The organism is Alkalibacterium sp. 20 (assembly GCF_001885615.1).
Lineage (GTDB): Bacteria > Bacillota > Bacilli > Lactobacillales > Carnobacteriaceae_A > Alkalibacterium.
Genome location: NZ_LSRN01000041.1, coordinates 1 through 22,518, shown reverse-complemented (window position 1 = coordinate 22,518; position 22,518 = coordinate 1). Strand labels below are relative to the sequence as shown.

Sequence of the window (22,518 nt, the reverse complement as noted above, 5' to 3'; positions counted from 1 at the left end):
TTTCTACAACAAGCGTCGTCGTCATTCTTATAATGCTTATTTATCTCCTGAAAAATTTGAGATTCAAGAACAGATAAAGGCCGCTAAACAAAATGAACAGGCAATGAGAAAAGTCATTTAACGAGACGTTGTGATGATGTTTATTCGTACTTTGAATCAATATCATCACAATGTTAAGCCAGTCATCGACTGGCCAATTAACCTAATTAAGGTGTCCATTTTCTTGACATAACTCCAGGGATGACCAACTCACTCTATAAAAAATTGTTGAGTCTGGATTTTCACCCTCGAAATGTCTAACTCACGAAATAATTAGCGCCGAATCTGCACTTCAGTAGAAAACAAGTCCTTTTTAACAAGAAAAGTCTAGATCCGTCACTTTCGTGGCTGCTCTAGACTTTTTCATTATTGAAAATCTTTTATTCGTTTTCTAACTCTTCTATCAGTTGTTTCATTTCATCTATTTCTTCTTTTTGGGCTTGAATGATTTCGTCGGCCAGTTCTTGTACGCGTTCATCTTCAATGTTTGCACGCTCGCTTGTCAAGATGGCTATAGAGTGATGAGGTATCATCGCTTTCATCCATGAGACCTGGTCGACTATAGTCTGGCTTCGAACAAGAAATAAACTCACACCGAATATGACCGCTGCACTCGCCAGGATTATGCCATTCAATTTTTTATTGTCATACATGTGCCACATAAACAGCATCATAATAACTGCCATCGTAGCCCCCATGAGGATTGACATATAAATACGGGTTTCACTCAGCGTTGCATGAGAAAATTCAAATACGTTTAAGTACATCAGGAAATACATAACAATCGTTGACGTTAAGATCATGGCTCCAAATCGGATATATTTTTTCATTTCAACCGTTTCCTCCTTGAACTGTTTTATTAAGGACCTCTTACCAATCATGGTATACCTGAAATTAAATCAGTGCAAACAAAAAACTTAGTCAGTAGTGATAAACAGCAGCACTGTCAGGCAGGCTAATGCGCGTCACTATGACTAAGCTTTTAAATTACAGATTTATTCTTCTGAAAGATTGTCTGTGGTGTCTATTTTTTTACCGAAAATGAATATCACGGCGACTATTGCAATCATACCAATCGGCAACGCGAGCATCACGGACATTCCAAACGCTGTTGGGATATACCCAAAGAGAATCGAGATGATCGCTACAGCAACCGCATAAGGTAACTGTGTTTTTACGTGATCCATCAAGTTTGATCCGGCACCCATGGATGACAGGATCGTTGTATCTGAAATGGGTGATGCGTGGTCCCCGAAAATTGCTCCTGTTAAGACGGCACCGGTGGACATGATGACGAAATCCGGATTTCCCGGCTGCATGGCCGTCGCTAGTGGGATCGCCAGTGGCATTAAAATCCCCATTGTTCCATACGACGTACCGGTTGCGAACGAAATAATAGCTCCGAGTAAGAAGATAAACGTTGGCAGCAGGACTGGTGGCATCGTTCCGCTGAGTAAGGATACTAGATAATCGGCTGTGCCGAGTTCTCCCATGACACCTGACAGTGACCAGGCAAGTAGTAGGATCACTCCGGTAATCATCAGTGTTTTCATCCCGTTGACCCAAATATCAATACCTTTACCGAATGTGAAGTGCCCTTGCGAGACACCCATGATCAGTGCGATGATACTCGCAATCAACGCGGCCTGGAAAAGAACGACGGACGCATCAGAAGCACCAAACGCTTCTCTCATTGAAACAAAAGAAAAAGGTGAATTTTCAATAACTTGAATCACTGCTGCATTATTTGAATCTAATATTGCTTGACGGCCATTCGTATAAAAGCCGACAAAACTGAAAACGATCAGTGAACCGATCGGAATCAAGGCGTTCCAGACCGATGTTTTCCCTTTAACAACAACTTCCAGCTCTTCATCCTGATTTTCCATATGTGAGCCTTTAGCTATGAGTTCATGTGTGTCTCTTGAACGTTTTTGCGCTTTACGCATAGGTCCGAATTCTCTTAATGTGACCGATGTAATTAAAACGAAGAACAGCATCAAGATGTTATAAAATCGGTACGGGATGGTTTGTAAAAATATCCCATAGGCATTGACGTCTTGACCGATCGACTGAAAGGCATCATTGATGAGCCCAACTTCATAACCGATCCAGGTTGAAATCAAAGCGATCCCCGCAATCGGTGCAGCTGTGGCATCAATAAGAAAAGCCAGACGTTCTCTGGAAATTTTCATTTTATCAGAAACCGGACGCATGATGGGTCCGACGATCAAGGCATTCGCATAATCATCAAAGAAGATCATCAGTCCGAGTACCCATGTAATAAGTTGAGTACTGACCGGTCCCTTGGCTTTTTTAGCTAAACTTTCAGCGATGGCACGTGCCCCGCCTGTAGAAGTGATGAGCGCAATGAGTCCTCCAATAACGAGCACTTGTAAAATGATTCCCGCATTCCACGGATCAGCTAGTGAAGCTAACACGTAGTCGACGATATCGGTGAAACCGTAGAGTATGCCAAGTAGCATATTGGCTCCACCTGCATATTGAATGACCACTGTGCCTGTAAAGATACCTAAGAAGAGTGACAAGACCACATTCTTTGTAGCAAAGGCTAAAATGATGGCGACAATGGGCGGAATCAACGTCAAAGGTCCCATCGAGTTTGCCAGATTCCCGTTCACCTCCTGGGCAAAAACGGGTGTCGGTATGAGCGACATGAGTGTTGCGATTACAAGTACCAAGCTGAATGGTTTAAATAGTTTTTTCATTATTCTTCTCCGATCTATAATTTTTTACATAGAAAAAAGCACCCAAGGGCAAAATTCCTCAGATGCTTTAAAATTCGCATAATTAAGGATAGTGCTCCACGCAAGCGTGACAGTCATACGCTTGTTAAACGTATGACCAGGACAAGTGAGATGACGCTCACCTTCCTTCGGCAAAGAACCCTTCCCTGTTTTTTATCGGCTGTCATGCCTCCAAACAGTACTCTTTTTCTTTGCGCCTCTATCTTTTATTCTATTTTCAACGTTGTTAATATTACACTATTTCCCTGCTTAATTCAAGGCTTATTTAAAATCTCGTTTTTAACAGAGACCTCATTTTTATAAAAAATGCTCGATCTCTGCTGCAGCTATAGTTTGAAACAGTACCATTATTCGAGAATCACAACTTTAATCTGTTGGCTTTAGGTGAGACACGATCGGCGTGAAATTTTTCAGTTCCTCATCATAGGTCTCGACTTCTCCTTCGCCGATATCGTAACGCCATCCTTTGATCGAAAGGGTCCCTTCTGCTATACGGTCATTTATAAAAGGATATTCTTTCAGATGGTTGAGTTGCTCGACCACATTTAACTCTTCCATCATGCGTGCTTTTGTATCCGAGGTTTCATCGGTGGCATTCTTTTCGATTTTTTCACGCAGGATATCTAGCGGCTGCAAGTAATCTTTTGTATAAGGCAGTTGCGCCAATTTCTCTCTTCCTGTCAGTGCCGCAGAGCAGCCCCCACAGTTGGAATGACCACAGACAATAATCATTTCCACCTTCAGGACAAGGACAGCATATTCAATGCCTGAAAGTGTCGTCATGTCCCTGGTTCTTGCATCGAATGACGGAACAGTGTTGGCGATATTGCGCAACACAAAAACATCTCCCGGCTCAGCGCCCAATAAAATTTCAGGGCTCACTCTAGAATCTGAACAGCCGATAAATAATATCTCAGGATGCTGCTGCAACTCCAGATCATGGTATAGTGTTTCGTATTCTTTGTAAGTATTCATCTGGAAATATTCCAGTCCTCGTTTGATTCTTTCAATCATATTTATTTCCCTTCAAAGCATGCTATAAATAAAAAAAGAAGCTCCGTGGATGATTAAACCCACGCAGCAACCAGTATAACAGTTTTAAATTTTAAATGTAACTGTCTAATTCCTTACGAAAAACTAAATCCATGCTTTTGGCTCGAATCGATCTAATGTAGTTATTCTTTTTTAATTTTTCTCGTTTTCTTTCCTTAAATAAGCTTTGTCTATTTTTTTACCGACCACGAAGAAAGAGATAAACAATCCAGACACAGCAGCCACAAGAGCCCCGAGAGTAGCAATGGTTAATATAATTATTTTTTTCATATTACTCATTTTCCGACCTCCTATTCTTTCCAAGAGTTAAGTCGTTATCAATAATAAATGTTCCTCATTTTTTTACTTTTTCCAATGATTTTATCCGAACTTGTTACAATAGTTACTCGTATTTATTCGAAACAACACGTCACTTCAAACTTCAATAACCTTTAGTCATTCCGCCATCAACCAGCAGCTGCTGCCCGGTGATATACGTATTGACATCGGAGACTAAAAACGCAGCTATTTTGGCGAATTCTTCGGGCTGACCATAACGGCCGAGTGGTATGGTATCTACTACGGAGGCCTTGACCTCTTCCACTGTTTTGCCTTCGCGTTCAGCGCGTTTGCTATCTAATTCCACTAAACGATCGGTATCGATCCGGCCCGCACCGATGGTATTGACCAGGATGCCGTCTTTGGCCAAGTCTTGAGAAAGACTTTTTGACAAGCCTAGAATGCCCATGCGAAAGACGTTAGATAAAATAAGACCATCTACGGGTTGATTGATCGATGAGGACGCATTGTTTAAGATCCGTCCATTTGTTTCTTTCAAATCCGGCAACACCGCTTTGATCGTTCTCACATAACTTAAAAGCGTAAGGTTAAAGGCTTCCTGCCAGTCCCAATCAGAGAGTTGTTCCAATGATCCTCCCGTTGGACCACCAGTATTATTGACCAGAATATTAATTTGCCCAAATGTTTTTCGCGTATTTTCCACCAGTAGTTCGATACTTTTGGCATCGGTTAAATCTGAAATCATATAAGCCACTTTTCCTTGCGCATTCACTTCGATCTCTTTTTTCGCTTGTTCCAGTTTCGCTTTGTTCCGACTTGTCAGCATCACGTTGGCACCTTCTCTGGCAAGTTCATTCGCAATGGCTTTGCCGAGTCCTGAACTTGATGCCAGCACGAGCGCCGTTTTTCCTGAAAGTTTAAGATCCATCTTTTGACCTCCCTAGTAAATTTTCATCTTTTGACTATATCCACTTTGTACAACAAGATCTAAGGTTAACCCTCGTCTGTCTCTCTCTGATAGATCACAATCGGTTTTCTGGCCGCCTTGACTTCGTCTAAGCGTCTGACTGATTTGGTAAACGGAGCACCCGTCACTTGATCCGGATTTTCTTCCGCATCTTTTGCGATTTCGATCAACGCATCCGCAAAGGCATCCAACGTTTCTTTCGCTTCCGTTTCAGTCGGTTCGATCATCAGACATTCTTCGACGATCAATGGGAAGTAAACGGTGGGTGAATGAAAACCGTAATCGAGCAATCGTTTGGCAATATCTGCGGTTCTAACGCCCAGTTTTTTCTGACTGTTCCCACTCAGGACAAATTCATGTTTACAGATCGATTTATAAGGTGTATCAAAGTAAGGTTCAAGTCTGGCTTTCAAGTAGTTGGCATGTAAAACTGCGTCTTCAGATACTTGCTGCAGGCCTGCTGCGCCCATGGATCGAATGTAGGCGTAAGCTCGTACATTGACACCAAAGTTGCCATAATAACCTTTGACACGTCCGATGGATTTCGGATGATCGTACGTCAGTTTAAAGATTTCTCCGTCTTTTTCAATACGCGGAGACGGCATGAAGTCTGTTAAGTAATCGACCACACCGATCGGTCCTGATCCGGGTCCACCACCTCCATGAGGGGTACTGAATGTTTTGTGCAAGTTCAAATGCACCACATCAAAGCCCATTTCTCCAGGTGTCGATTTGCCTAAGATGGCATTAGCGTTCGCTCCATCGTAATAAAGCAGGCCGCCTGCTGCGTGCACGATTTCAGCAATCTCCACGATGTCGACTTCAAATAAACCTAAAGTATTCGGATTGGTGAGCATCAAGCCGGCCGTATCAGGACCAATGGCTGCTTTCAGCGCTTCCACGCTTACACGACCTTCCTGATTGGACTTGATCTCAACGACATCGAAACCGGCAACGACCGCACTGGCCGGATTGGTTCCGTGCGCGGAGTCAGGGACCAGGATTTTACGGCGCTGATCACCTTCACCATTTGCTTCATGGTAGGCTTTGAAAATAAGCAGGCCGGACCATTCACCTTGAGCACCCGCTGCCGGCTGTAGTGAGATAGCATCCATGCCGGTGACTTCTTTCAAGTTTTCTTCCAGGCGATACATGAGTTCCAAAGCGCCTTGTGCCGTCATTTCCGGCTGCAGTGGATGGATGTTGGCAAACCCACTGTAGCGGGCAATATCTTCATTTATTTTCGGATTATATTTCATCGTGCATGAGCCGAGCGGGTAAAAGCCGGTTTCGATACCAAAGTTTTTGTTTGATAAAGCCGTATAATGCCGCATCACTAGAAGTTCGGATAATTCAGGCAATTCAGCCGGCGTTTCTCTTTGTAAATGAGCCGGGACAACGTCACTTAAATCGGTCGTTTCAATAGAAGATTCGGGCAGACTAAATGCCTGTCTACCTTTTTTGGAAATTTCAAATACCAAATCATTGTAAGTTGTATTCATTTATTTTCCCTCCCCTATCAAAACATCGATCAGCGTATCCATTTCTTGTTTCGTGCGTTTTTCGGTTACACATAGCAGTAAGGCATTGTCAGTCCCCAGATAGTGTGAAACGTCATAACCCGATACAATGCTTTGTTGCAGTAATTTTTTGGAGACGTCTTCGATCGGTTCGCTGCATTTCACAACAAATTCATTGAAGAAGGCATCACTGGATAGCACTTCCAAGCCTTTATCTTTCAACTGATTTTTAACATAATGCGCGTGGTTGATGTTCAGCTGGGCCATTTCCTGCAGGCCGACCTTGCCGACGGTCGATAAGAACACCGCACTGGCAAGTGCTGTTAACGCCTGATTCGAACTCATATTGGACGTCGCTTTTTCACGACGGATATGCTGCTCACGTGTCTGCAGGGTCATGACAAAGCCGCGTTTACCATCCTGGTCTGTTGTCTGTCCGACGATACGACTCGGTACCTTACGCATATATTTTTTCTTGACAGCAAAGTAGCCACAGTGTGGACCACCGAAACTCATCGATAAGCCAAGCGGCTGTGTGTCTCCCACGACGATATCCGCCCCTAATTTACCTGGTGATTCGAGTACTGCCAGGGCTAATGGGTTCGCCATGACGATAAGGAGTGTTTTAGTTGTTTCGCACAATTCTTTCACTGCTTGCAAGTCTTCAATGGTCCCGTAGAAGTTCGGGTACTGGATGATGACAGCAGCTGTATCATTGCTTATTGTTTCTTTCAGTGCTTTTAAATCGGTTTGTGTATCTTCCAGTCCGACTTCTTTGACGTCATACTCCATGCCGTATGCATACGTATGCACCACTTCTTTTGCTTGAGGGTGAAGTGCTTTAGAATAGAGTACTTCATTTCGTTTCATTACAGACGTAGCTAAGTTACACGCTTCGCCTAAAGATGTGAACCCGTCATACAGACTGGAATTCGCCACGTCCATGCCGGTCAGTTCGCACATCATCGTTTGAAATTCGAATAAAGCCTGGAGTTCTCCTTGACTTGCCTCCGGTTGATACGGGGTGTAAGCGGTCATAAATTCCGAACGAAGCAGCACATGGTTGACGACACTCGGAATGTAATGGTCATATGTACCGGCACCGATGAAGTAAGCATGTGTGTCGGTCGTAATGTTTACTTCGGCCAAAGTTCTCATGTGTCTGATCAAAGCCTGTTCGCTTAAGGCGTCTTCCAGTTCGATCGTTTTCTCTTTTGTTGCACGAGTAGATTCAGGGATATCTGAAAATAGCTCTTTGACCGAAGAGATACCAATGGTTGCTAGCATTTCTTCTCGGTCTTGTTTAGTCGTTGGTAAATAACGGTGCTGTTTATCCAAACTAATCACTCCTCGTATGGTTTCTTCATACAACAGTTTCTTTAAGGTAACTCTTTCGTGCCATTTCGAATAAAAAGGTAGAAAGAAGAGATGCTTCGGTCTCCTCTTTCTACATAGTGATTTTTACATTGTGTCCAGATAGTCCTGATAGGCTTTTTCATCTAATAGTTCAGATGTGTCTACGGCGTTTGCTGATTGGATTTCTATGAGCCAGCCATCTTCATAAGGTGATTCATTCATTTTTTCAGGTTCGTCTTCCAAAATACTGTTAACTTTAGCGACGGAACCTTCAACGGGTGCAAAAATTTCAGACGTAGATTTTACGGATTCGACCGTAGAAAATTCATCTTCTTCAGATAAATCTGTGCCTACTTCGGGTAATTCGACAAAGACGATATCGCCTAATTGTTCGACCGCGAATTCAGTGATTCCGATACGCACATAATCATCCTTGACTAGCTCGACCCATTCGTGTTCTTTTGTATAAAATAATTTGGCTGTGTCTGTCATTGTGCATTCTCCTTATTGATTAGTTTTTATATTTATTTTTTCAAAAAATTCTTTTTCGTTATTTTTGCATCCACTTTATTTTTGCGAATCTGGATCTTGACCGTGTCGCCCAGTTTGATACCGGCTTTTTTGATGCGCATAAAGCCAATGCTTTTACCTAGGGTCGGTGATTGGGTCCCTGACGTGACCACGCCAATCTCTTCATCTTCCTTATTAAAGACTGTATGACCTTCACGCGCAATGCCTCTACCCAAAATTTCAAATCCACGAGTTAGATACGTCGTCCCTGTTTCGTTCTGATCTTCCAAAGCTTTCTGGCCGATAAACGGTTCGGGTTTGTCCCACTTCACGGCAAAACGCAGGCCCGCTTCCAGAGGGGTGACGTCTTCTGACAGATCATGGCCGTAAAGTGGCATGCCCGCTTCCAGTCGTAACGTATCACGTGCGCCCAAGCCGCATTCTTTGATGTTGTATGCTTCACCGACAGCTAAGAACGTTTTCCAAAGCGCTTCGGTTTGATCCCACTTCACGTAACATTCATACCCGTCTTCTCCGGTGTAGCCTGTGCGGGATAGTAAGACGTCACTAAAGTTTTCTGTTGAAACATTTGATAAAAAGTGATAATTCTTGATGTCCAGCGCTTCTTTACCGAACACTTCTGCCACAACATCTTTTGCTTTCGGCCCTTGAATCGCGATCAGACCTGTTGCTGCTGAAGCATTTTCTAAATCGATCTCTGCTTCTTTGTGTTTGTTTAACCATTGCCAAATTTTGGTGGTGTTCGATGCATTTGGCGTAAGCAAGTATTCTGACTCACTCAGTTTAAATATGATGATATCGTCTAAGATACCCCCGTCTTCTTTTGTTACCAAAGTATACACAGCCTGATTCGTATCTGTTTGAGACACATCATTCGTGATCAGCTTGTTTAACCATTCGGTGGCACGTTTACCTGAAACTTTTATTTCTCCCATATGAGAAACATCAAACAGTCCGACCTGTTCTCTCACGACTTGATGCTCGTCGCTTAATTTTGAGAACTGAATCGGTAAGGCCCATGAGCCAAAATCCACCAGTTTTACATTTTTTTCCTGATAGTACGGGTATAACGGTGTGCGTTTTAAGTCAGTTTCTTCATTTGCCAAAGCTATCCCTCCACACTTTTCAGCTGACAGGCTGTTCGCGATCTAGCCCCCTGTCACTTCACTTTCATTTTAACACTATTCGACCACTTCGGAAACTAAAAAGAATAGATAAATCGAACTATTAAAAGCAGTTACAAATCTTTGCTTGATATCTGAAAACACTAAAAAAATCAAGTATACGCTTGCTTCTCTTATTAGGGAATTCTTAAGTTATGCTATACTTAAAGTACTATAAAAGGAGGTCTCTTTCATGACAAAAGCAATGTCAGATTTTGTTTATTACAATCCAGTAAAAGTGATATTTGGAAAAAATAAGATAGAAGAACTAGCTAAACATATTCCATCAGATAAAAAAGTATTGATTACTTATGGTGGTGGTAGTGTCAAACGTTTCGGAACACTCGACCGCGTACTGGACGCACTGAAAGACTATGACGTAGGCGAGTTTGGAGGCATCGAGGCGAATCCGACTTATGAGACATGTATCAAGGCTGTCGATAAGATCAAAGCAGAAGGCTACGACTACCTTCTAGCTGTGGGCGGCGGTTCTGTCATCGATGGCACTAAATTCATCGCTGCAGCGGCTGAATTTGATGGCGACCCCAAACATATTTTCGGCAAAGGTGTAGGTAAAGGACTACCGGTCAAGTACGCTGTCCCCTTTGGAACGGTACTCACGCTCCCCGCAACGGCTTCAGAAATGAACGACGGCGCTGTTATCAATTTCAAAAAAGAAAAAGCCAAAGTCAGTTTCAGTAACTGGCGTGTCTTCCCGCAGTTTTCGATCTTGGAACCGGAACTCACCTATACTCTACCTAAACGTCAACTGGCCAATGGTGTAACGGATGCATTTATCCACATCATCGAGCAATACCTCACCTACCCTGTCAACGGGATGGCGCAGGATGAATTTGCGGAAGGGTTAATGCGTGTCCTTATCGAAATCGGACCGGACGTTGTCGACGAAGATAATCACGACTATATGTTGCGTTCCAACTACATGTGGACAGCAACCTTAGCCTTGAACCGTATTCTTTCACGCGGCGTTCCTGGTGACTGGTCCACGCACGGTTTGGGACATGAAATCACCGTCTTGAACGACACCGATCACGCACGCAGTTTATCCGCTCTTTTACCGGCAGTGATGATTGTCCGTAAACTTAAAAAATGGGACAAACTCGTCCAGTATGCTGAAAAAGTCTGGGGGGTCACTGAAGGCTCCGAAGAAGAAAAAATCGATGCGGCTATCCTTAAAACCGTTGCATTCTTCAAATCCCTCGGCATGCCGACGAATTTAGCCGAAGTCGGCGTCGAAGCAAATGATATCGCTACTCTGGTCGACCAGCTTGAAGCTCACGGTAAAACAGCGATTTCCGAACGCGGTGATCAGACATTGGATGTGTCTCGCGAGATTTACCGTCAGGCATTAACACTAAATTTTTAATTGAGTTAATTTCATAAGGTGGGAAAGGAGTGGTTCAAGATGTCGGCAACTAAAGTCGTTAAACTTACTTCAACTCTCCTCGTTTCCGGATTGCTTTTATCCGGATGCAGCTGGTTTTTCGGCGATGACACCGAACCGGAAACACCTGATACGGAAGAAGAAGTTCCCGTAGACGAAACCGATACGGATTCTGATGAAGATGATCCTGAGGATGAAGACGAGGCTGAAGTAGATCAAGACATGACTGTCTGGTTCCCTCAAATCGAAGACACTTTACTCGATTATGAAGGCGAGGGCAATGAATTTGCACCTTTTACGCGCTATCCTCAATTCGTTAAGGATGACACACTGCAAATTGTGGAGTCCACTGGCGGAACTGATATTGTGATTATTTATGAGTATGCTGATGACGAAGTGAGAGAGGTCTTCAAACGAGCTGAGACCTATTTCCGGGAAGATTTTGACGATACTGGTTTAGCCAGCGAACAGGAAGATTTCGAGATCATCCTGCAACAGCCTCTCGAGGAAGGTCATTCTTGGGAAAGTCCCAGTGGTTCTATGGCAGAAATAACAGGGACCAACCTGGAAAAAGACCTACCCATCGGCAATGTGTTGACGATCGAAGTGACCCGTTCTTATGCTGACGGCAGTGAAGTCGTTGAGTATTATGGCGAAAACATCGGTTTAGTTGAGCGTGTTTTCCGAGTGGATGATGATGAAGCAAATAATATTTCCTCCACTCTGAGAACAATTTCAGAAAACAGACCCGAGGAATTCCAGCTCACCGTCTACAGTGTCGATGATCAGGCAATGGGACTCGACAGCACACTAGTCACCATGGAGCTCTATACGAACGATCCTGCTCGACTCGCAATTGCAGACATTCTCAAAGGACAAGCACCAACTACCGAAACGGCCCAAATTATCGCTGATGGCGTGGACCTGAACTTCATGTATCTCCGCCAGGACGGGGTTGTGCATGCCGACTTCTCCGTCGAATTGGTAGATATGAATGCCGGTTCCGGTGTTGAGGCAATGATTCTACAAGGAATCGTCAATACGATCGGCGAGTATTACGGCGTCGAGGACGTCTTAACTACAGTCGACAACGAACCGTATGAATCCGGTCATATCTTAATGGAAGAAGGCGAAACCTGGTCAGTCGACCACTCAAACGTCAATTAAAAAGGTAAAAGACTATTCTCCTCTATCCTTCTTTTTTTAGAAGATAAAGGTCGAATAGTCTTTTCTTTTAGATTTGAATTGGATTACGACGGGTCTCGAGATCCGTCGTTTCATTCTATGAGCTCTAACGAGCTTCAGGAATGATAGCTTTGGTGGCCAAAGCTTCCTTTTATATTCTCTGGTTAGTTCGATATTTGGATCATGAAATGACAGACTCAGATTATATTTTTTCGTGAGCTTGTCATTTGGAGCACACAATGACAAGCTCAGCTATTATTCTCTGATGAGTCTGTCATTCGGAGCACACAATAACAAGCTCAGCTATTATTTTCTCGTGAGTCCGTCATTCGGAGCGCACAATGACAAGCTCAGCTGTTATTCTCTGATGAGTCTGTCATTCGGAGCACACAATAACAAGCTCAGCTATTATTTTCTGGTGAGTCCGTCATTCGGGGCGCATAATAACAAGCTCAGCTGTTATTTCCTGATGAGTCTGTCATTCGGGGCGCATAATGACAAGCTCAGCTATTATTTCCTGATGAGTCTGTCATTTAGAGCACACAATGACAAGCTCGGCTGTTATTTCCTGATGAGTCTGTCATTTAGAGCATAAAATGCAGCCTGAAATATAATTTAATTCTCAGCAGCTATTATAAAGTTCTTTAAAAATAGAAAGAAGCTAGCGCAAGGCTAGCTTCTACCTTTTTATGAAGTTAGTTAGAAGAATCGACTGGTTCTTTTTTAGTATCGTCAGTCTTCTCTTCAGATTCTTCTGGTTCTTCATCAGTTTCTGGTTCTTCTTCGTCTGAATTTCCAATCGTTCCGTCAGATTCCTCTTTGACAACAGGTTTTTCTTCAGGTGTCGGTTCTTCTACAGGTTTCGGTTTGTCTACTGGTTCTTTTTTTACGGGTTCTTTCACTTCTTCTTTAGGTTCTTTCACTTCTTTTTTTGGTTTTTCAGTAACTTCCTCTTTAGGTGGTGTAGTGGTTGTGCTCCCAGTACTGGAACTGCTTGGTTTGTTGGTTGCCGGCTGGCTAGTGCTCGTATTTCTGGATGACGAGGTGTTTTTCACCGGCGCTGTCCAGGTTGATTTTTTTTCAGTTTCTTCAGTCTCAGTCACTTCTGCGTCTTCATTATCAGAAACATCACCCACTACAGTTTCTTCTACTGATACTTCAATGTCATCAGTTTCTTCATCGACTAGTTCTTCGGTCTCTTCATCTTCGTCGGTATTCTCTTCTTCAGTTAAATCTTCGTCATCTTTTGTAGATTCCAAGTCATCATCATCATTATTCTCAGTCGAATCTTTATCGTTATTTTCATATGAATATATATCGTTATCTTCCATTGTATCTTCAACTTCTGAACTCATGGCTTGGATGCTTCGACTTTCCACTTGGTGACGTGATTGTCCAATTCCAATGGTCACAATAATAAACAAAACAAGGACCAACGCTGATATGATACTTGTTACGGCTTTGTTTTCTTTAATAAATAATTGCAGGGATCTAAAAATATCGGATAGTAATTTCATTATGAGATATCTCCTTTATCAGTGTAGTTAAACTTAGTATAACATAGCTTTTAGCGCAGAATGACATTTTTTTAAAAAGGCTATATTTTGCTTGCTTAATATAGAAAAACACCCCCGCTACTGCTTCATAAAAGCAATAGCGAAGGTGTCTGTTAGTTATTCCCTCTTATTTAATTAATTCGTAAATGGCTTCTGCATAAATGGCCATTGATTTCATCAAATCGTCGATTGCCATAAATTCATTGGCCTGGTGCATCGTATCGATACTATCAGGGAACATTGCGCCGAAAGCAACGCCGCGTTCCATTAGACGACCGTATGTGCCGCCGCCGATAACCATTTCATGTGCCTCTAAACCTGTTTGACGATGATACACATCTAGTAAAGTCGTGACAAGCGGATCGTTTGCAGGAACGTAATGTGGTTCTTTTCCGTTTGCTTTAGTTAATGTCACGTCATAGTCAGACAATTTTGTTCTGAATGTTTCAAATAATCCTTCTTCCGTCGTCCCTTGTGGGTAACGCATATTGACCGTGATTTTTCCGCCTTCATTCGCTTTGAATGAAAAGACACCCGGGTTAGAAGTTAATTCTCCCATTATTGCATCGGTCACGGCAATACCTAATTTTTCTCCTTCGGGATCATCGTGCAGATAAAGCATGGTCATTTCCAAGAAGGCTTTGGCATCTTTTGAGAAATCAAAATCAGACAAATAGCGGGCTAAGTAAGTGGCCGCATTGACACCACTGGCTGGTTTACTGCCGTGGGCTGCTTTACCTGTCATTTCTAATGTCACCTGGTCGCCATCGACTGCTGCAACACCAGAAACCGGTAAACCGTCTAAGAAGTCAGCTAAACCAGCTTGTAATGCTGCTGGGTTCTTGCTTTTAACGACCGCAACGGCTTCTTGAGGAACCATGTTGGCACGTAAACCAGCTTCAAAAAGAACTAATTCTTCTGATCCACCATCGACTGCACCTTTTGTTTCTATAAATACTGTCGCGTTTCCTTTTTCACCGTTGATGATAGGGAATGCGGCATCTGGTGAGAAACCAAAATCAGGTTCTGGTTCAGTTTCCAGATAATGCTTGATGCCTTTCCATTCACTTTCTTCATCCGTACCAATAATGAAACGGACTTTTTTAGAAACGGGCAATCCCAAATCTTTAATCATTTTCAGCGCATAATAAGCTGCCATTCCAGGGCCTTTATCATCGCTTGAGCCACGTGCATACAAACGGCCGTCTTTGATAACAGGTTCAAATGGATCTGTTTCCCAACCTGTTCCTGTTGGTACGACGTCTACGTGAGCCAGAATGCCCATTAATTCGTCGCCGTCACCGTATTCGATGTGGCCTGCCCAGTTATCTACATTTTTAGTTAAGAATCCGTCACGCTCACCTAATGCCAAGAAGGCTTCAAGTGCTTCTTTCGGTCCTGGACCTAAAGGTGCTTCATCTGTAGCATTTTCGTCGTCGCGTACTGAATCAATACGTAATAAATCAAATAAATCTTCCAAATAAGCATCCTTGCGTTTGGCTGCTTCTGCTTTCCAGTCTATATTTTGTGTCATTCTTTCGTCCTCCTTGATTGGGTAACTTTACTCTCTTTTACTATTTTATCATTAATATCATCAAACGCCAATCGTTCCATCTATTCTTTGACATAAACTATTTGAAAAATAGTGACAAAAGCTATTTATTAAAATGGGTATCAGCGATTCTTTTGACGTGATTATTTTATCATTAAGTACTAAACTAAGAGTAATTACCGTGATCATTTAGGAGGGTTTCATATGAATAAAATTACCAAAGAAACTGTAAAAACGTTCATGCCCACTCGCGAACGTAACAGTTATAAAGGCTCATACGGACGGGTCTTGTTTGTCGGCGGCAATGAAAATATGGGCGGAGCGATTATTTTAGCCGCTTCTGCTGCAGTTTATAGTGGTGCGGGGCTAGTTACTGTTGCCACGCATCCGTCTAATAAATCCGCCTTGCATGCGCGTTTGCCGGAGGCTATGTTTGTGCCCATGAACGATCCAGAACAACTCAGAGACTACGTGAGTTCTATGGAAATGATCGTCATTGGCCCAGGACTTGGTCGTGATGACAAATCACTGACTATTTTGCATACTGTGTATGAGACAGTTAAATCTCATCAAATTTTGCTGGTGGATGGCGACGGTATTTATCTACACATGAACGAGGTCGTGCCGGAACCTAAAGCAACGCTTATTTTAACACCTCATTTAGGCGAATGGCGAACACTGACAAATCTATCTCCCGATGAACAGTTTGTAGAAGTGAACCAGGAATACGTTAAAGACTTGAAGGCCATCGTTGTTCTGAAAAAAGCACATACTGAAGTCTACTGCGACGATGAGGTCTGGGAAAACACGACGGGTAACCCTTCGATGGCAACAGGCGGTATGGGAGACACGTTAGCCGGTATGATCGGTGGGTTTGTCCCTCAATTTAATACGATCAAAGAAGGTGTCTTGTCCGCTGTTTACCTACACAGTTATATTGCTGATGAACTCAGTTCGACTCATTACGTGACGTTGCCTACAAAAATAATCGAACAGATCCCTAAAACGATGAAGGAAATCACCAAAGATAAACAACGGAAATGGCTCTGAACCATGTGAAGCGAGCTTCTCATTCATTCTTTAGGTGATGCGTTCCTTTAGTTTAATAGCCTATACAGCGACAGCAAACTCTTTTAATTATCCTGTCTATACAGTTTGTTAGGAGCGCTTCTTTCACACGTATTTCAATTGCTAGTCATCTTCATACACGATATAATGAAACAGTTAGATACATTACTGTGAAGGATGACGTTCAATGAAAAAGAAATTGTTATGGATTGTTTTATGGGTATTTCTGCTGGGTTTCATACTCATGTGGCTAGACTTTCAACTTGTTTACTTTCTAGGCATCGCCGCTATATTCGTCTTCACGTTGTGGCAAGTACCAAAAGGAAGTGGAGAATATTCAGATGAAGAATATGCCTATGAAAAAAGAAAATCGATCTGGACGATGAGTATTGCCGCCGCCTATATTTCTGCTGGTTTCCTCGCCCTCATTTTACAGACCTTCGTCTTCTAAAAAGACTATAAAATTAATAAGTCATGAAAAAAACCTCCGACAACGGAGGTTTTTTTCATGACTCGCACTTCCGCGAGTATGACCCCTTAAATTCATACTATTTTTGAAGACACTCGCTAGCCAGCTTAATGATTGCAAGTTCTTTTTACACAAAACAAAAAAAGACATGAGATGGGCAAATCACTCAGCATTTTCAGCATAAGTGATCCGTCATACTCATTGTCTTTTTTTATTCCTAACTATTTTGCAGCATTTCAATTTCTTCTTCAGTCAAGGGACGATACGCGCCTAATTCTAGTAGCGGATCCAGTTTCAAGTCGCCCATGGATACGCGTTTCAAGTAAGTCACTTTTTTACCTACCGTTTCCATCATACGTTTGACTTGATGGAATTTTCCTTCTTGAATAGTTATTTCCACTTTAGATGTCCCAGCTTCTTCATCTGTTTCCAAGATCGTTAACTCCGCCGGCATGGTTACATATATTCCAAACTCGTCTTCCAATGTCACGCCTTTTTTAAACGCATCAATGTCTTCTTCAGTCACGATGCCATCCACTTGCGCATAATATAATTTGTTTACATGATGCTTCGGTGACAACAAGCGATGCGTCAGTTTACCGTTATTGGTCAACAACAGCAATCCTTCTGTATCGATATCAAGTCGCCCGACCGGATGGGGTTCCTGCAAGCTATCTTGTGGTTCGAGCAAATCGATGACCGTGTCATGCATAGGATCTTCCGTCGCACTGATGACGCCCTGTGGTTTATTCAGCATGAAGTATACATATTCCTGGTAATCAATAGGTTCTCCTAAAACCGTGATGGTATCTGTTTCAGGATCCACATGTGTTTTAGGATCAACCACAATCTTCTCATTCACTTCTACAATTTTCTTTTTCAATAATTTTTTGACTTCTTTTCGTGTGCCTAACCCGCTGTGGGCTAGAAGTTTATCTAAGCGCATACGAACTCCTTTCTTTCCTTCACATTTGTTTAACGTTTAGTTCATTCTTAATTTACGTCGGACGCTGGCAGCTTTTGTGCCAATCAAGCGATCCGCTAATTTTGTTTTCAGTGCCAAGTACCCGTATATCAAAATACCTATGGTTGAAATGACAGCCAGACTGATAAGTGATTGGAAACGACTATTGTAGTCAATAACAAAGTCCAAGCCGAACTTCGTGAGTCCTGTTCCCACTCCCATCGCTAAGGACAGGACCAATATCAAGAAAGAACGTCTGAACAGTCGGGTGGCTGAATAGTGCGTATGTTTGTGCATGATCATCATCATCATGCCGCAACTGACTAAAAAGCCTGCGATCGCAGACAGCAGCATGCCATAGGGTCCAAACCAGGCAACAAAGACAACTTGACTGAGCACTTTAACGACTAAACCGGTAAACAAGGCTTTGATCGCCGGTCGTGTCAGGTTAGAAGCCTGTAGAATATTACCCAGTACCGCATAAAGTGCCACTAAGATACTCATTACAGCAGATAATTGCGTAATGCGTGTCCCTAAGTCACTTTGACCATAAAAAATAGCGTATAGCGGTTCAGAAACAACAGCCATCCCGATCGCAGCTGGGAACATGGCGAAAAGCAACAGCTGCACTGCTTTGGAGAATTGTCTGCGTACTTCGTTCATATTATTCTTGGCAATCAAATCACTGATAAGTGGCACTGAAGCAATGGCTAAAGCCGTCCCGAATGAGGTCAAGACCATGATCAATTTATGGGCATTGGCCTGCGTGATCCCATAAGTTTCTAGGATCATGTCATTGCTCATATCGGAAAAGGTGCGCATCAATGGGCTATAGGTCAGCTGGTCGACCATTTGAAAGACGATGATTCCTGTCGCAATAATAATAAACGGAATCGAGGTTTTAATGATACTGACAATCAGCTGATTGGGTGAAACCGATAATTTTCCGGCACTTTCTTCTGGCGCAAAATCAAACGCCGTTTTCATGTGCTTGAGGTTGAAAGCTAAGTATCCAAGCGAGAATATGGCTCCTATAAAGGCTGCAAACGTTGAAAAGGCAACGGCAGTCACGACTTCTCCATTCATTACTTGTCTTATTGTGAAAACGGCAATCAATAAGAATATGATCCGTGTCACCTGTTCAATGATTTGAGAAATCGCTGACGGTCCCATTTTATTGTGACCTTGAATAAAGCCACGCGTCACACTTTGAGCCGGGATGATAAGCAGAGCCGGGGTCAATGACCGCATAACAATGATCGCTTCATTTGCATTCGCTGACGGGCCCGACCTAGCTATCATAGGGGCAATAAAATACATGACCAATGCAGATACAATACCCGTAAATGCCATGATTTTCAGTCCCTGCTTGTAAATGCCTTTGGAGATTTCATATTCTCCCAAAGCATTGTAGTAACTGACCTGTTTAGAAATCGCTGACGGCACGCCTGCGGTAGCGAGTGCCAGGAAGAAGCCATACGGTGTGTAGCCCATTTGATACAAGGCATTGGCCGCATCGCCGGGCCCTTGGCCACCCATCCAGGCAAACCAGGGAATAATATATAAGGCTCCCAAAATCCTGGAGATCATACTTCCGGCAGTCATCCAGGCTGCTCCATTAACCATTCTACTGTCGTGTGATTCTTCAGGCTGAACTATATTTGTCGTTGTATTGTTATCCATTCAGTTGAAACCCTCTTTCAATTTATCCTCTTACATTAATACAAGAGGTCTAGCCTTTTAACTCGTTTTACTCAAGAGATTTAATTTTAGATTCATGTCGTTATACTCATGAAAAAAAGGAGCACACGGCTCCTTTTTTACCTAACCCTTATTCTACTGTTTTATTGCTGGAGGTGCAATCTTTTAGGTTAAAGATTCATGAAACGTTCTGGAATTGTCATCAAATCTATATCTTGTCACTCTTTTGATAACTGCTGCTTGGCAAATAACTGATACAGTTGATGCGTTTGGATCAATTCCTGATGTTTACCAACACCTGTCAATCGACCGTCTTCTATAAAGACGATTTTGTCGGCATCCAAAATCGTACTCAAACGGTGCGCAATGACAAATGTTGTGCGTCCTTCCATCAACTTATTCAACGCTTGGGAGACGATTCTTTCAGATTGACTGTCTAGACTGGCCGTTGCTTCATCCATCATTAAAATTTTAGGATCCCTTAAAAAGGCCCGGGCGATATTGATCCGCTGACGCTGACCGCCTGACAGTTTGATTCCGCGTTCACCGATTTCTTCTTCCAATTTATTGGGAAACTGATTGATAAAATCTTTGGCATAAGCCATTTCAAGCACTTCCCATAAACGTTCCTCGGTCAGTGTTTCAGGATGCGGCAGGCCATAACAAAGATTTTCTCTGATGGTTCCTGACATCATCGCGTTCTCCTGGGATACATAGCCGATTTGACTCCGCCATGAATGCAAGCTGATATCTTCGATCAGCGTATCGCCCAAACGGATTTCGCCACTATCTGGCGTGTAAAAGCGTTCGAGAAGGGAAAAAACGGTCGACTTTCCACCGCCGCTCGGACCGGCAAAAGCAATTTTTTCGCCTGGCCGCGTGCTGAATGATATGTCATGAATCACTTCTTTGCCCTGTTCATAGGCAAAACTGACACGATCAAAGGTGATCGGCAGATGCTCGATAGCCAGCTCCATGCCTGGTCGCTCGGCTTCTTCCTGTTCATCAAGGATCTGAGCTATCCGTTCTGTGGCTCCAGCTGCTTTTTGAATTTGCATGAAGAAATTCATGAACGTTGTTATTGGAAAGATCACCTGGAATAAATAAAGCAGGAAAGCAACCAGTTGCCCCGTTGTCATGACACCGCGGGCAACGCGCACACCGCCATACCCGATAACGAAAACCATGACGCCCATCATCAGTGTATACATCAGCGGACCAATAATGGCAATATACTTGCCCTCTTTTAAGCCGATGCGATAAAGTTTGGAAATTTCCTCTTCGCCTTTTTCTTTCTCATAATTTTCAGCAGTCGATGATTTCATCAACCGAATCTCTGCGATGGTCTGCTGGACTTTCCCCGAAAATATGGCAGTCTCATCCTGCATTTCCCGAGAAACTTTCGCAATGCGTTTTCCGAGCGGACGGATCAAACCTAAGGCCAGCGGTACAGCCGTTAACATTACCAGAGTCATCTGCCAGTCCATGACTATCAGGATGAAAAAGATACCCACAAGTGTCAAAATGCCGTTTATAAATTGCGGGAAAAACGAGGAGATCAGATTTTGAACGATCGACGTGTCGTTCGTTAAGCGAGAAACGATTTCTCCTGAAGCATACCGGTCAAAAAAAGTAACGGGTAATTTAATGATCTTGTTCCATAGAAATTTTCTCAAGCCTGCGACAACGTGCTGCCCAATTTTATGTAACACATAATTCGAAAAGCCATTAAATATGACTTGAACAATAAAAATACCAATGATTGCAGCTATCATCCAGGGGGTAAAAAAATCAAACTCGATCCCATCTATAAACCGTTGAGTAGCCAGCGGGATCATGAGTTGCGTCAACGTGGTCAGAACGCTGCCCGTCAAACCGATAACAATTAAACCTTTCGATATATTGGTTGACCACAAAAGACGAGTGAACTGTTTGATATCCTGTTTGGTCGGTGTTTTCAATTCATTCTTGGTTTGCATATGACCGTCCCCGTTTCATTTGAGAAGTCTTGTATTGTGTTGTCTTTATTTTACCGTATCTCTGATAAGGAAGCTATGAAAAAGAAGAGTTTAGCCGATATGATTGGTCAATATTATATTTCATCATTAGTTGCATCAAGTTTGAATTATTGCTTGCTCGAGAATAAACGTTTTTGAGTCAGATCCATTATATTTTTGTTTGTTTATTCGTCTGGCTTGTAGAGTCTTGAAGTAACTTATAACCTCTACTCAAAACGCGATCGACTTCTCAGTTTGGCTTATAGCGCCTTATAACTTCAACTCAAATCGCAATCGACTTCTCAGTTTGGCTTATTGCGCCTTATATTGAGGTAGTCTTAATAGTGGACACAATAAATTGGAGTATAATTAGCCTATAAAATAAAGGATGTGTCCATTATGCCAAAGCATTACGAACATGAATATAAAGAATATGTATGTCGGTTAGTAGTGGAAGAAAATAAAAAAGTCACTGAATCATCTCGAGATTTGGGAATTCCTGTCGGAACGATAAAAAACTGGCTTGCTAAATATAAAGATAAAGAGAAGTGGGACAAAGTCCGTCGAAAAAAACACAAAGACGGAGAACAACCGGTATTCCATTCGCCTACTGACTATGAAGAAGCATTGAAACAGCGCAAAAAAGAAATCGAAATACTGAAAGAGGAAAACGAGATCTTAAAAAAGGCTATGCATGTCTTCACAAAAAACCAAGAATAATCTTTCTATTCATTGAAACTCACCATAATGAATTCTAGGTAGTGAGGATGTGCAGTGTGCTTGGTGTTTCAAAAAGTGGGTACTATAACTGGTTAAAACTAAAAGATAGAGAACCAACAAAACGCGAACTGTATCGTGATAAAGTTAAACAAAAAATCAGACAGTTTTTTCATGAAAGCATAGGGACGTATGGAGCGCCTCGTATCTTAGAAGATTTAATTGAAG

The 22,518-nt window shown here is 42.6% G+C and carries 19 protein-coding genes and 1 riboswitch; of the genes, 5 read left to right on the top strand and 14 right to left on the bottom strand.

Annotated elements, in window-relative coordinates:
• Window positions 1-419: 419 nt before the first annotated feature.
• The 9 genes from AX762_RS07735 to gcvT form a co-directional block, all read right to left on the bottom strand.
• Window positions 420-869 carry a DUF305 domain-containing protein gene (locus tag AX762_RS07735; protein WP_071848574.1) on the bottom strand — a complete coding sequence of 150 codons (450 nt, stop codon included), beginning with the start codon at window positions 867-869 and terminating at the stop codon, window positions 420-422.
• 165 nt (window positions 870-1,034) lie between these two features.
• On the bottom strand, window positions 1,035-2,768 hold the full coding sequence (locus AX762_RS07730; protein ID WP_071848573.1) for a Na+/H+ antiporter NhaC family protein: 1,734 nt from the start codon (window positions 2,766-2,768) through the stop codon (window positions 1,035-1,037).
• 81 nt (window positions 2,769-2,849) lie between these two features.
• Window positions 2,850-3,017: riboswitch (Lysine riboswitch) on the bottom strand.
• Window positions 3,018-3,173: 156 nt separating this feature from the next.
• Entirely contained in the window at window positions 3,174-3,821 is a 648-nt protein-coding gene (locus AX762_RS07725) for a carbonic anhydrase (RefSeq protein WP_071848572.1), read from the bottom strand.
• A 171-nt stretch (window positions 3,822-3,992) separates the two neighbouring features.
• Complete coding sequence (locus tag AX762_RS12795) at window positions 3,993-4,139, bottom strand: hypothetical protein (protein ID WP_177244066.1); 147 nt, start codon at window positions 4,137-4,139, stop codon at window positions 3,993-3,995.
• Between the two features lie 142 nt (window positions 4,140-4,281).
• Complete coding sequence (locus AX762_RS07720) at window positions 4,282-5,067, bottom strand: SDR family oxidoreductase (RefSeq protein WP_071848571.1); 786 nt, start codon at window positions 5,065-5,067, stop codon at window positions 4,282-4,284.
• Between the two features lie 65 nt (window positions 5,068-5,132).
• A complete protein-coding gene (gcvPB, locus tag AX762_RS07715; protein ID WP_071848570.1) occupies window positions 5,133-6,608 on the bottom strand; it encodes an aminomethyl-transferring glycine dehydrogenase subunit GcvPB in 1,476 nt (491 codons plus the stop codon).
• The gene (gene gcvPA, locus AX762_RS07710; RefSeq protein WP_071848569.1) at window positions 6,609-7,964 is read right to left on the bottom strand and encodes an aminomethyl-transferring glycine dehydrogenase subunit GcvPA; all 1,356 of its coding nucleotides are present in this window, start codon (window positions 7,962-7,964) and stop codon (window positions 6,609-6,611) included.
• 123 nt (window positions 7,965-8,087) lie between these two features.
• The gene (gene gcvH / locus AX762_RS07705) at window positions 8,088-8,474 is read right to left on the bottom strand and encodes a glycine cleavage system protein GcvH (RefSeq protein WP_071848568.1); all 387 of its coding nucleotides are present in this window, start codon (window positions 8,472-8,474) and stop codon (window positions 8,088-8,090) included.
• 32 nt (window positions 8,475-8,506) lie between these two features.
• Complete coding sequence (gene gcvT, locus AX762_RS07700; RefSeq protein WP_071848567.1) at window positions 8,507-9,619, bottom strand: glycine cleavage system aminomethyltransferase GcvT; 1,113 nt, start codon at window positions 9,617-9,619, stop codon at window positions 8,507-8,509.
• 250 nt (window positions 9,620-9,869) lie between these two features.
• Between gcvT and AX762_RS07695 the strand changes: the two genes are divergently transcribed.
• Window positions 9,870-11,063, top strand: a complete 1,194-nt coding sequence (locus AX762_RS07695) for an iron-containing alcohol dehydrogenase (RefSeq protein ID WP_071848566.1) — start codon at window positions 9,870-9,872, stop codon at window positions 11,061-11,063.
• Between the two features lie 39 nt (window positions 11,064-11,102).
• A complete protein-coding gene (locus AX762_RS07690; RefSeq protein ID WP_071848565.1) occupies window positions 11,103-12,248 on the top strand; it encodes a GerMN domain-containing protein in 1,146 nt (381 codons plus the stop codon).
• Window positions 12,249-12,961: 713 nt separating this feature from the next.
• Here AX762_RS07690 and AX762_RS07685 read toward each other — a convergent pair.
• Both AX762_RS07685 and pepV read right to left on the bottom strand, forming a co-directional pair.
• Entirely contained in the window at window positions 12,962-13,783 is an 822-nt protein-coding gene (locus AX762_RS07685) for a hypothetical protein (RefSeq protein ID WP_071848564.1), read from the bottom strand.
• 166 nt (window positions 13,784-13,949) lie between these two features.
• A complete protein-coding gene (gene pepV, locus AX762_RS07680) occupies window positions 13,950-15,356 on the bottom strand; it encodes a dipeptidase PepV (protein ID WP_071848563.1) in 1,407 nt (468 codons plus the stop codon).
• Between the two features lie 222 nt (window positions 15,357-15,578).
• Between pepV and AX762_RS07675 the strand changes: the two genes are divergently transcribed.
• Together AX762_RS07675 and AX762_RS07670 are read left to right on the top strand one after the other, a co-directional pair.
• The gene (locus tag AX762_RS07675) at window positions 15,579-16,424 is read left to right on the top strand and encodes an NAD(P)H-hydrate dehydratase (protein ID WP_071848562.1); all 846 of its coding nucleotides are present in this window, start codon (window positions 15,579-15,581) and stop codon (window positions 16,422-16,424) included.
• A 205-nt stretch (window positions 16,425-16,629) separates the two neighbouring features.
• The gene (locus AX762_RS07670) at window positions 16,630-16,893 is read left to right on the top strand and encodes a hypothetical protein (RefSeq protein ID WP_071848561.1); all 264 of its coding nucleotides are present in this window, start codon (window positions 16,630-16,632) and stop codon (window positions 16,891-16,893) included.
• A gap of 235 nt (window positions 16,894-17,128) precedes the next feature.
• Here AX762_RS07670 and AX762_RS07665 read toward each other — a convergent pair whose 3' ends face one another.
• The 3 genes from AX762_RS07665 to AX762_RS07655 form a co-directional block, all read right to left on the bottom strand.
• Window positions 17,129-17,857 (bottom strand): pseudouridine synthase, encoded by a 729-nt coding sequence (locus AX762_RS07665; RefSeq protein WP_071848560.1) that lies wholly within the window; start codon window positions 17,855-17,857, stop codon window positions 17,129-17,131.
• Between the two features lie 36 nt (window positions 17,858-17,893).
• Window positions 17,894-19,558 carry a polysaccharide biosynthesis protein gene (locus AX762_RS07660; protein ID WP_071848559.1) on the bottom strand — a complete coding sequence of 555 codons (1,665 nt, stop codon included), beginning with the start codon at window positions 19,556-19,558 and terminating at the stop codon, window positions 17,894-17,896.
• Between the two features lie 236 nt (window positions 19,559-19,794).
• The gene (locus AX762_RS07655; RefSeq protein WP_177244065.1) at window positions 19,795-21,555 is read right to left on the bottom strand and encodes an ABC transporter ATP-binding protein; all 1,761 of its coding nucleotides are present in this window, start codon (window positions 21,553-21,555) and stop codon (window positions 19,795-19,797) included.
• A 417-nt stretch (window positions 21,556-21,972) separates the two neighbouring features.
• On the opposite strand from AX762_RS07655, the gene AX762_RS07650 reads away from it, so the two are divergent.
• Window positions 21,973-22,293 (top strand): hypothetical protein, encoded by a 321-nt coding sequence (locus tag AX762_RS07650; RefSeq protein WP_071848558.1) that lies wholly within the window; start codon window positions 21,973-21,975, stop codon window positions 22,291-22,293.
• Window positions 22,294-22,518: the final 225 nt, after the last annotated feature.